General features: G+C 71.5%; 9 protein-coding genes and 1 pseudogene. 8 read left to right on the top strand and 2 right to left on the bottom strand.

The features are described from left to right. Nucleotides 1-94 precede the first annotated feature (94 nt). From M4J07_RS43300 to M4J07_RS43285, 4 genes are all read left to right on the top strand, one after another. A complete protein-coding gene (locus M4J07_RS43300; protein ID WP_255981952.1) occupies nt 95-1,237 on the top strand; it encodes an acyl-CoA dehydrogenase family protein in 1,143 nt (380 codons plus the stop codon). Between the two features lie 37 nt (nt 1,238-1,274). After that, complete coding sequence (locus M4J07_RS43295) at nt 1,275-2,489, top strand: acetyl-CoA C-acetyltransferase (protein WP_255981950.1); 1,215 nt, start codon at nt 1,275-1,277, stop codon at nt 2,487-2,489. Between the two features lie 237 nt (nt 2,490-2,726). Beyond that, on the top strand, nt 2,727-4,904 hold the full coding sequence (locus M4J07_RS43290; RefSeq protein WP_255981947.1) for a 3-hydroxyacyl-CoA dehydrogenase NAD-binding domain-containing protein: 2,178 nt from the start codon (nt 2,727-2,729) through the stop codon (nt 4,902-4,904). A 69-nt stretch (nt 4,905-4,973) separates the two neighbouring features. After that, nucleotides 4,974-5,534 (top strand): DinB family protein, encoded by a 561-nt coding sequence (locus M4J07_RS43285; RefSeq protein WP_255981945.1) that lies wholly within the window; start codon nt 4,974-4,976, stop codon nt 5,532-5,534. Nucleotides 5,535-5,561: 27 nt separating this feature from the next. On the opposite strand, the gene M4J07_RS43280 is transcribed toward M4J07_RS43285, so the two are convergent. Continuing rightward, nucleotides 5,562-6,284 carry a MerR family transcriptional regulator gene (locus tag M4J07_RS43280; RefSeq protein ID WP_255981943.1) on the bottom strand — a complete coding sequence of 241 codons (723 nt, stop codon included), beginning with the start codon at nt 6,282-6,284 and terminating at the stop codon, nt 5,562-5,564. A gap of 110 nt (nt 6,285-6,394) precedes the next feature. Between M4J07_RS43280 and M4J07_RS43275 the strand changes: the two genes are divergently transcribed. The 3 genes from M4J07_RS43275 to M4J07_RS43265 all read left to right on the top strand — a co-directional run bounded on the left by M4J07_RS43275 (nt 6,395) and on the right by M4J07_RS43265 (nt 10,424). After that, nucleotides 6,395-8,215: an AMP-dependent synthetase/ligase gene (locus M4J07_RS43275; RefSeq protein WP_255981941.1), complete on the top strand. Its 1,821-nt coding sequence runs from the start codon at nt 6,395-6,397 to the stop codon at nt 8,213-8,215. Nucleotides 8,216-8,417: 202 nt separating this feature from the next. Then, nucleotides 8,418-9,890, top strand: a complete 1,473-nt coding sequence (locus M4J07_RS43270) for an amino acid permease (protein WP_255981939.1) — start codon at nt 8,418-8,420, stop codon at nt 9,888-9,890. Nucleotides 9,891-9,944: 54 nt separating this feature from the next. Next, the gene (locus tag M4J07_RS43265; protein ID WP_255981937.1) at nt 9,945-10,424 is read left to right on the top strand and encodes a macro domain-containing protein; all 480 of its coding nucleotides are present in this window, start codon (nt 9,945-9,947) and stop codon (nt 10,422-10,424) included. Nucleotides 10,425-10,444: 20 nt separating this feature from the next. On the opposite strand, the pseudogene M4J07_RS43260 reads toward M4J07_RS43265, so the two are convergent. Further along, nucleotides 10,445-10,711 (bottom strand): annotated as a pseudogene (locus tag M4J07_RS43260) (response regulator transcription factor); the annotation flags it as partial. A 42-nt stretch (nt 10,712-10,753) separates the two neighbouring features. Between M4J07_RS43260 and M4J07_RS43255 the strand changes: the two are divergent. Then, complete coding sequence (locus M4J07_RS43255) at nt 10,754-11,038, top strand: FtsX-like permease family protein (RefSeq protein WP_255981935.1); 285 nt, start codon at nt 10,754-10,756, stop codon at nt 11,036-11,038. Nucleotides 11,039-11,153: the final 115 nt, after the last annotated feature.

Here is an 11,153-nt window from a genome sequence, read left to right as displayed (position 1 = left end):
CCGCACAGCCCGGCGCCGACACCGCCGACGTGGCCCGCGACTGGGCCGTACCGGAACTGAACGAGCCCACCACGAAAGGCAGTTGATCGCGCGCATGGAGCGACGTCTGTACAGCGCCGAGCACGAGGCGTTCCGCGAGACCGTCCGCACCTTCCTCGCCAAGGAGGTGACCCCGCACTACGACCAGTGGGAGCAGGACGGCATCGTCGCGCGCGAGGCGTGGCTCGCCGCCGGACGCCAGGGCCTGCTCGGGCTCGCCGTTCCCGAGGAGTACGGAGGCGGCGGCGACACCGACTTCCGCTACAGCGCCGTCCTCGCCGAGGAGTTCACCCGCGCCGGCGCGGCGGGACTCGCGATCGGCCTGCACAACGACATCATCGGCCCGTACCTCACCTCCCTGGCCACCGACGAGCAGAAGCGGCGCTGGCTGCCCGGCTTCTGCGACGGCTCCCTGATCACCGCGATCGCCATGACCGAGCCCGGCGCCGGATCCGACCTCCAGGGCATCCGCACCTCGGCCGAGGACAAGGGCGACCACTGGCTGCTCAACGGGTCCAAGACGTTCATCTCGAACGGCATCCTCGCCGACCTCGTCGTCGTGGTCGCCAAGACCACCGCGGAGGGCGGCGCCCGCGGCCTGTCCCTGCTGGTCGTCGAGCGCGGCATGGAGGGCTTCGAGCGCGGCCGCAACCTCGACAAGATAGGCCAGAAGGCGCAGGACACGGCCGAATTGTTCTTCCACGACGTGCGCGTCCCGAAGGAGAATCTGCTCGGCGAGCTCGACGGCGCGTTCATCCACCTGATGACGAACCTCGCGCAGGAGCGCATGGGTATCGCCGTCGCCGCCATCGCCGCCGCCGAGCACCTGCTGGAGATCACCACGACCTACGTGAAGGAGCGCGAGGCCTTCGGGCGGCCGCTCGCCAAGCTGCAGCACATCCGGTTCGAGATCGCCGAGATGGCCACCGAGTGCGCCGTCACCAGGACGTTCCTGGACCGCTGCATCGAGGACCACTCCGCCGGGACCCTCGACGCCGTGCACGCCTCGATGGCCAAGTGGTGGGCCACCGAACTGCAGAAGCGGGTCGCCGACCGCTGCCTCCAACTGCACGGCGGATACGGCTACATGACGGAGTACCGCGTCGCGAAGGCCTTCACCGACGGACGCATCCAGACCATCTACGGCGGCACGACCGAGATCATGAAGGAGATCATCGGACGTTCGCTGCTCGGCTGACCCTCACCCCTGTTCCGCTGCTTTGAAAGGCACTTCCGTGACCACAGACGCGTACGTCTACGACGCGATCCGCACCCCGCGCGGCCGGGGCAAGGCCACCGGCTCCCTGCACGGCACCAAGCCGATCGACCTCGTCGTCGGCCTGATCCACGAGATCCGGGCCCGCTTCCCCGGCCTCGACCCGGCCGCCATCGACGACATCGTGCTCGGCGTCGTCGGCCCGGTCGGCGACCAGGGCTCCGACATCGCCCGCATCGCCGCCATCGCCGCGGGCCTGCCCGACACCGTGGCCGGCGTCCAGGAGAACCGCTTCTGCGCCTCGGGTCTGGAAGCCGTCAACCTGGCCGCGATGAAGGTCCGGTCGGGCTGGGAGGACCTCGTCCTCGCCGGTGGCGTCGAGTCGATGTCGCGGGTGCCGATGGCCTCCGACGGCGGTGCCTGGTTCGCCGACCCGATGACCAACTTCGACACCGGCTTCGTGCCGCAGGGCATCGGCGCCGACCTCATCGCCACCATCGAGGGCTTCTCGCGGCGCGACGTCGACGAGTACGCGGCGCTGTCCCAGGAGCGGGCCGCCGCCGCGGTGAAGGACGGCCGGTTCGAGCGGTCCGTCGTCCCCGTCAAGGACCGCAGCGGCCTGACCGTCCTGGACCACGACGAGTTCCTGCGGCCGGGCACCACCGCGGACTCCCTCGCCAAGCTGAAGCCGTCCTTCAAGGACATCGGCGACCTCGGCGGCTTCGACGCGGTCGCCCTGCAGAAGTACCACTGGGTCGAGAAGATCGACCACGTGCACCACGCGGGCAACTCGTCGGGCATCGTCGACGGCGCCTCGCTCGTCGCCATCGGCTCCCGCGAGGTCGGCGAGCGCTACGACCTCACGCCGCGCGCCCGCATCGTCTCCGTGGCCGTCTCCGGCTCCGAGCCGACCATCATGCTCACCGGGCCCGCGCCCGCCACCCGCAAGGCCCTCGCCAAGGCGGGCCTGACCATCGACGACATCGACCTCGTCGAGATCAACGAGGCGTTCGCGGCGGTCGTGCTCCGCTTCGTCAAGGACATGGGCCTCTCCCTGGACAAGGTCAACGTCAACGGCGGCGCGATCGCCCTCGGTCACCCGCTGGGCGCGACCGGGGCGATGATCCTGGGCACGCTCGTCGACGAACTCGAGCGCAGGGACCTCCGGTACGGGCTGGCCACGCTGTGCGTCGGCGGAGGCATGGGCATCGCCACGATCGTGGAGCGGGTGTAGCGCCGTAGGGCCGCTGGTTCGTCGCCGGGTGCCGCCCGGTGGGGCTTCTCGCGCAGTTCCCCGCGCCTCTAAGGCATGCGCTGCGCGCAGCCTTCCCCTGAGCGAGCGGAGCTCGCTTCAGGGGCGCGGGGAACTGGGCGAGCAACCACGACGCACCTGCACCCGGCCACGCGACACAGCCACCCTCCTCAGAAGCCGCCCGACCTCAACCACCACAGACTTCACGGAGACCGCACCATGACGCAGAGCACGACCATCCGCTGGGAACAGGACGACACCGGCATCGTCACCCTCGTCCTGGACGACCCCAACCAGTCCGCGAACACCATGAACCAGGCGTTCAAGGACTCCATCGCCGCGATCGCCGACCGCGCCGAGGCCGAGCGCGACTCGATCCGGGGCATCATCTACACCTCCGCCAAGAAGACCTTCTTCGCGGGCGGCGATCTCAAGGACATGATGAAGGCGGGCCCCGAGGACGCGCAGGCCGTCTTCGAGACCGGCATCGGCATCAAGAACTCGCTGCGCCGCATCGAGACCCTCGGCAAGCCCGTCGTCGCCGCCATCAACGGCGCCGCGCTCGGCGGCGGCTACGAGATCGCCCTCGCCAGCCACCACCGGATCGCCCTGGACGCCCCCGGCTCCAAGATCGGCCTCCCCGAGGTCACGCTCGGCCTGCTCCCGGCCGGCGGCGGCGTCACCCGCACCGTCCGCCTCATGGGCATCGCCGACGCGCTCCTCAAGGTGCTGCTCCAGGGCACCCAGTACGCCCCGAAGCGCGCCCTGGAGAACGGCCTGGTGCACGAAGTGGCCGCCACCCGCGAGGAGATGATCGAGAAGGCGAAGGCCTTCATCGACGCCAACCCCGAGTCGCAGCAGCCCTGGGACAAGCCCGGCTACCGGATCCCGGGCGGTACCCCGGCCAACCCGAAGTTCGCGGCGAACCTGCCCGCCTTCCCGGCCAACCTGAAGAAGCAGCTGAACGGCGCCCCCTACCCGGCCCCGCGCAACATCCTCGCGGCCGCCGTCGAGGGCTCCCAGGTCGACTTCGAGACCGCGCTGACCATCGAGGCCCGCTACTTCACCGAGCTGGTCACCGGCCAGACCGCGAAGAACATGATCCAGGCGTTCTTCTTCGACCTCCAGGCCGTCAACTCCGGCGCCAACCGCCCGCAGGGGATCGAGCCCCGCAAGGTCCGCAGGGTAGCCGTCCTCGGCGCCGGCATGATGGGCGCCGGCATCGCCTACTCCTGCGCCCGCGCGGGCATCGACGTCGTCCTCAAGGACGTCTCCGCCGAGGCCGCGGCCAAGGGCCGGGCCTACTCGGAGAAGCTGTGCGAGAAGGCGGTGAAGCGCGGCCGCACCACCCAGGAGAAGGCGGACGCGCTGCTCGCCCGCATCACGGCCACCGCCGACCCGCAGGACGTCGCGGGCTGCGACGCCGTCATCGAGGCCGTCTTCGAGGACCCGTCGCTCAAGCACAAGGTGTTCCAGGAGATCCAGCACGTCGTCGACGCGGACGCGCTGCTCTGCTCCAACACCTCGACCCTGCCCATCACCGTCCTCGCCGAAGGCGTCGAGCGGCAGGCCGACTTCATCGGACTGCACTTCTTCTCGCCGGTCGACAAGATGCCGCTCGTCGAGATCATCAAGGGCGAGCGCACCGGTGACGAGGCGCTGGCCCGCGCCTTCGACCTGGTCCGCCAGATCAACAAGACGCCGATCGTCGTCAACGACTCGCGCGGCTTCTTCACCTCCCGCGTCATCGGGCACTTCATCAACGAGGGCGTCGCCATGGTCGGCGAGGGCGTCGAGCCCGCGTCGGTCGAGCAGGCCGCGGGCCAGGCCGGCTACCCGGCGAAGGTCCTCTCCCTGATGGACGAGCTGACCCTGACGCTGCCCCGCAAGATCCGCAACGAGACGAAGGCCGCGATCGTCGAGGCGGGCGGCACCTGGACGGCGCACCCGGCCGAGGGCGTCATCGACCGCATGGTCGACGAGTTCGGGCGCCCCGGCCGCAGCGGCGGCGCGGGCTTCTACGAGTACGGCGAGGACGGCAGGCGTGCCGGGCTCTGGCCGGGCCTGCGCGAGCACTTCACCAAGCCCGGCACGGAGATCCCCTTCCGGGACATGCAGGAGCGCATGCTCTTCTCCGAGGCCCTCGACACGGTCCGGCTCCTGGAGGAGGGCGTCCTGACGTCCGTGGCCGACGCCAACATCGGCTCCATCTTCGGGATCGGGTTCCCCGGCTGGACCGGCGGCGTCCTCCAGTACGTCAACGGCTACGAGGGCGGCCTGCCCGGATTCGTCGCCCGCGCCCGCGAGCTGGCCGAGCGCTACGGCGACCGGTTCCTGCCGCCCGCGCTCCTCGTCGAGAAGGCGGAGAAGGGCGAGACGTTCACCGACGCCCGCTGACCCGGTTCCGGGCCCCGGTGCCGCCACAACTCGGTGGCGGCACCGGGGCCCGGCCGTCACGATGGGTCCATGACCGACCGACCCGCGCGCTGGACCCAGGCGACCGTCTACCCCGACATGTGGGCGGATCCCTCCGACGATCCCCGCAACAACGAGGGCCCCGGCCCCGACGGTGAACTCCCCACATTGCGGGAGGTCCTGCGGGACTACCGCCTGACGCTGCGCATGAAGTGCGACGGCCTGGACGCGGAGCAGCTGGCCCGCCGCTCGGTCCCGCCGTCGACGATGTCGCTGCTCGGCCTCCTCCGGCACCTCGCCGAGGTGGAGCGGGACTACCGCAACTGGATCGACGACGCCGAACCGCTGCCGAAGCTGTACGGCCGCCGGGACGGCGACTTCGACGGGGCCGTCGCCGACCAGGCCGTGGTCGACGCCGCGTACGCCGACCTGGCGCGCGAACAGGCCGGGACGGACGCCGCGCTGGACGCCCACCCCGATCTCGGCGAGCGCCTCGGCAAGGAGGGCATCGCGGTCCGTGAACTGCTCGTGCACCGCGTCGAGGAGTACGCCCGGCACTGCGGCCACGCGGACCTGCTGCGCGAGTGCGTGGACGGCCGGGTGGGCCAGTAGCCCGCTCCGGCCACCGGCCGCGGCCGCTCAGGAACCGTCGGGCCCCGGCAGCCAGTCGCTGAGCGCCTCCTTCAACGACCGCTGGAAGGAAGTGAGCAGCGCCTGCACCACCAGCGGATGCATGTGCGCGGACAGCGACTTCACCTCCCGCGTCGCCCGCTGCGACACCTCTCCCTGGAACAGCCGGGCCAGCTCCTGCGCGGCGGCCCGGGAATGCTCGACCAGCACCCCGCGCGCCGCGAGGATCGACTCCAACGACATGGGGACGTCGAGGAGTTGGACGCCGAGCCGCAGCAACCCCACGTCGCAGCGGTACACGTCGCCGTCCCGGGCGACGACGTCCATCGCCGCCAGCCGCGCCACGTCCCCGTCGGCGAGGGGCCGCCCGGCCCGCTGCTCCAGCTCCCGCAGGGTGAGCCGCTCGACCGTGTCGGGGGCCCAGCTCGCCACCACGGCACGGTGGATGGCCAGTTCGTGCGCGCCCAGGCCCGCCGGGAGCTGCTCCAGGTACCGCTCGATCGCCGCCAGGGTCATGCCCTGGTGCTGCAGCTCCTCGATCAGCGCGAGGCGCGCCAGGTGCTCCTGCCCGTAGTGACCGACCCGGCGCGGCCCGATGACCGGCGGCGGCAGCAGCCCCCGCGTGCTGTAGAAGCGGATGGTGCGGACGGTGACGCCCGCGCGGGCCGCCAGCTCGTCGACGGTCAGCGCGGGGGCCGACGCCGCCCCGGCGTCCTCGGTGTACGTCGTCATCTCCGCCTCGCCGGTCGCTCGCGTCCTCGTACCAATCGGGTTCAACAGTATTGCTGACACACCGATGCTGTGAAAGTCTCCGGCGCAGCCCACGGCGACAGGAGGCGGTCATGACCACGATCCTGCGACTCCCCGGCGAGCCCGCCGAGCTCACCCTCCCCGCACTGCTGCTGCGCAATGCCGAGGACCATCCGGACCTGCCCGCGCTGTCCTGGCGGACCGGGGCGGACGGCCCGTGGACCACCCGCACCTGGCGCGAGGTGCGCCGCACGGTCGGTGTCCTCGCCGCCGGGTACGCGGCGCTCGGCGTCCGGCGCGGCGAGCACGTCCTGATGATGCTGGGCAACCGGCCCGAGCACTGGCTCACCGACCTCGCCCTCACCCACCTCGGGGCCGTCCCCGTCACCGTGTACGGCACGGCCGCCCCCGAGCAGATCGCCCACATCGCCCGGCACAGCAGGGCCCGCTTCGCCGTCGTCGAGGGCGCCCGCGAGGTCGCCCTCTGGGAACCCCTGACGGCGGACCCGGACGTGCCGCTCGACCGGCTGGTCGTCGTCGACGCGGCAGCGGCCGGCCCGCACCGCACCTACGGCTCCCTGCACGCCTCGGGCGCCCGCCTCTTCGACCCGGACGCCTTCGAGAAGACCTGGCGGGAGACGTCGGCCGACGACCCCCTGACGGTCGTCTACACCTCGGGCACCACCGGCGACCCCAAGGGCGTGCGCATCACGCACCGCAACGTCCTGCTCAACGCCGTCGCCCTGGACGCCGTCGTCGACCTGCCCGACCACGTCGAGCACATCTGCTACCTCCCCTTCGCCCACATCGCCGAGCGCATGCTCGGCATCTACCTGTCGGTGTTCCGCGCCTCGCACGTCCACCTCTGCGCCGACCCCGGGGTGGTCGCGGCGAGCGCGCGGGAACTGCACCCCGCGCAGTTCTTCGGCGTCCCGCGCGTGTGGGAGAAGCTGGCCGCCGCCCTGCGCGCCGCCCTGTCCGGGCTGCCCGACGAGCAGCGCAGAGCCGTCGAGGACGCCGCGGAGGTGGCCCGCGCACGGGTGACCCGCCAGGAGCGCGGCGAGCGGCCGGACCCCGACCTTGAAGCGGCGTACACGAGGGCGAAGCAGGAGGTCCTCGACCCGATCCTGGCCCTCGCCGGCTTCGAGCGGCTGGTGTGGACCGCGAGCGCGTCCGCTCCCATGCCGCTCGACGTCGTACGGTTCTGGGCCGGATTCGGCATCGCGATCATGGACGCGTGGGGGCTCACGGAGACCACCGGGGTCGCCACGACGAACCATCCGGGGGCGTTCCGGCTCGGCTCGGTCGGCCGCCCGCTGACCGGGGTCGAGGTCAAGGTCGCGGCCGACGGCGAGATCCTCGTGCGCGGCGCCACCGTCTTCGACGGCTATCTGCGGGCCGACGGGGGAGTGGACCCGGCCTGCGACGCGGACGGCTGGTTCGCGACCGGCGACATCGGGCGGCTCGACGAGGACGGCTACCTCTGGCTCACCGACCGCAAGAAGGAAATGATCGTCACGTCGACGGGCAAGAACGTCTCGCCCGCCCTCGTCGAGAACGCCCTCAAGGAGCACCCCCTCGTCGGCCAGGCCTTCGCCCACGGAGACGGCCGCTCCTACCTGGTGGCCCTGCTCGTCCTCGACCCGGACACCGCGCCTGCCTGGGCCCGCGCGCACGGCATCGACACCGCTGGGGACGGCGCGCTCGCCGACCACCCCGCCGTCCGGGAAGAGATGGCGCGCGCCGTCGAGAGCGCCAACGCCCGCCTCAACCGCACCGAACAGATCAAGCGCTACCGGGTCCTGACCGGCGAATGGGGCCCGGAGACCGGGGAGTTGACCCCCTCGCTGAAACTGCGCCGCCGCGTGGTCAGGGAACGGTACGCGGCGGAGCTCGACTCCCTATACGCCTAACTCCGTGGCCTGTACAGAGGTTTCCGGGGGTATCCCGCCATGTGAGAAGCGCCGCTATGTGATCTCCGCCACCGCGTGTCCGGTGATCTCTGGGGGAAGGTGCACCGTCGGTCCGCGCGCTGTCAGGGGTGTCGCGGGCCACTGCACATCCGGACCCCGGTGACCCCCACGTCGCCGGGCACCACAGAGTGGACACCCCCACGTGAGCAAGGACGCCGTCAACACGGCTCCGGACGCATCCCGCACGGATGCGTCCCAGGCGCCCGCCGACGCGGGCGACGCCGGTTACAGCAAGGACCTCAAGGCCCGCCACGTCAACATGATCGCGATCGGTGGCGCGATCGGCACCGGACTCTTCCTGGGCGCCGGCGGCCGCCTCCACTCGGCGGGCCCCGCGCTCGCCGTCGCGTACCTCGTCTGCGGAATCTTCGCCTTCTTCGTCGTACGGGCCCTCGGCGAGATGGTGCTCTACCGCCCGTCGTCCGGCTCGTTCGTGTCGTACGCGCGGGAGTTCCTCGGTGAGAAGGGCGCCTACGTCGCCGGCTGGATGTACTTCCTCAACTGGTCGACGACCGGCATCGCCGACATCACCGCCATCGCGCTCTACACGCACTACTGGAGCTTCTTCACGAGCATCCCGCAGTGGGTGCTCGCGCTGATCGCCCTCGCGGTGGTCCTCGTCATCAACATGATCTCGGTGAAGATCTTCGGCGAGATGGAGTTCTGGTTCGCGATCATCAAGGTCGCCGCGCTGGTGGCCTTCATGTTCATCGGCATCTTCCTGCTGGTGACCCAGCACGACGTCGGCGGCCAGACCCCCGGCCTGAGCGTCATCACGGACAACGGCGGCTTCCTGCCGCACGGCATGATGCCGGTCGTCATCGTGATGCAGGGCGTCGTCTTCGCGTACGCGTCCCTGGAGCTGGTCGGCGTCGCCGCCGGCGAGACCGCCGAGCCGCACAAGGTCGTGCCGCGCGCCGTGAACTCCATCATGTGGCGCGTGGGCCTCTTCTACGTCGGCTCGGTCGTCCTGCTCGCCCTGCTGCTGCCCGGCGCGGTGTACTCCGCCGACGAGAGCCCCTTCGTGACGGTCCTCTCCAAGATCGGCGTCCCGGCGGCCGGTGACGTGATGAACCTGGTGGTCCTCACGGCGGCCATGTCGTCGCTCAACTCCGGCCTCTACTCCACGGGCCGCATCCTGCGCTCCATGGCGATGGCGGGCTCCGCGCCCAGGTTCACCGCGCGGATGAACCGCAGCCAGGTCCCCTACGGCGGCATCCTGCTCACCGCGGGCGTCGGCGTCCTGGGCGTCGTGCTCAACAGCCTCGTCCCGAGCCAGGCCTTCGAGATCGTCCTGAACGTGGCGTCCCTCGGCATCATCAGCACCTGGATCATCATCATGATCTGCCACCTGGCGTTCGTCAGGCGGGCGAAGGAGGGCCTCGTCCGGCGCCCGGACTTCAAGCTCCCCGGCAGCGGCGTCACCGAGTACGTCACGATCGCCTTCCTCCTCGCCGTCCTCGCCCTGATGTGGAAGGACCCCGACGTCGGCCGCAAGACGCTGTACCTGATCCCGCTCGTCGCGGCGATGCTCGTCCTCGGCTGGTTCGGCGTCCGCCGCAGGGTGGAGCGCCAGGCCACGGAGGAACTGACGAAGGTGGCCGACGGCCGGTAGTGCCTCGCCCTCCGCCACGGGGCCGTTGTCAGTGGCGGCCCCTACGGTGGCGTCATGTCGGAGATCACGTATGTCCGGGGTGACGCCACCGTTCCGTCGGGCAAGGGGCCGCGCCTCGTCGTCCACGTCTGCAACGACATCGGGGGCTGGGGCAAGGGCTTCGTGCTCGCCCTGTCGCGCCGCTGGCCCGAGCCGGAGAAGGCCTACCGCCGCTGGCACCGGGAGCGCGCCACGAACGACTTCCGACTCGGCGCCGTCCAGTTCGTCCAGGTCGAGTCGTACCTGTGGGTGGCGAACCTGGTCGGCCAGCGCGGCATCCGGACGGGCAGCAAGGGCGTGCCCGTCCGGTACGAGGCGATCGCCGAGGGCCTCACGGCGGTGGCGGCGAAAGCCGCCGAACTGGGCGCCTCCGTGCACATGCCGCGCATCGGCTGCGGGCTCGCCGGCGGGAAGTGGCCGCGGGTGGAGCCGCTCATCGCCGAGCGGGTCGTGGCCCGCGGGATACCGGTGACCGTGTACGACCACGGAGGCTGAGCCGGGCGGTGGGCGTGCGGTCAGCCGCGGAGATGGGCGAGCACCGCGCGGACCCGCCGATGGTCGTCCGGGGCGGGCGGCAGGTCCAGTTTCAGCAGGATGTTCGCCATGTGCGTGGCCACCGCGGCCTCGGTGCCGACCAGGGCGCGGGCCACCGCCGCGTTCGACCGGCCCTCCGCCATGAGCGCCGGCACCTCGCGCTCGCGGGGCGTCAGCCGGCCCAGCGGGTCCCGGCGCCGGGCGAGCAGCTGGCGCACGACCTCCGGGTCGACCACGGTGCCGCCGACACCGAGATCGATCCACCCGGCGCCGAGCACGGACAGCGCCCCGTGGCCCGACGCCCGCCGCACCGGCGTGCCGGTGCCTCGCCGCGGCAGATCCTCGGCGCGGTCGCCGCCGAGACCGCCGTCGTCGTCGCCCTCGGAACCCTGCTCGGGTGCTGCGCGGCGCTGCCGTCGCTGCTCGGCATCAGGGCCGGTCTGAGCTGCACCCTGGGCGTTCCCGTGGCCCTGGTCGTACCGTGGCAGCCGGTCGTCGGGGCCGTGGCGGGCTGTCTCGCCCTGGCCCTCGCGGCGAGCGTGCTGCCTGCCCGAAGGGCACTGCCGGGCCGGTGAGTTGAGGCGCGTGCCGCCCGGGTAGGACACAGGCATGGCGCTGGTTCCGTGGGACGTGCACCTCAAGACGGGTCAACTGGCCGTGTTCGCGGCCATGGTGGCGACGGCCCTCGTC

This window comes from Streptomyces longispororuber (assembly GCF_024448165.1).
In the GTDB taxonomy this organism is placed as follows: Bacteria; Actinomycetota; Actinomycetes; order Streptomycetales; family Streptomycetaceae; genus Streptomyces; species Streptomyces longispororuber_A.
The sequence above is the reverse complement of the archived record's forward strand: the minus strand, read 5'-3'. Positions and strand labels throughout refer to the sequence as shown.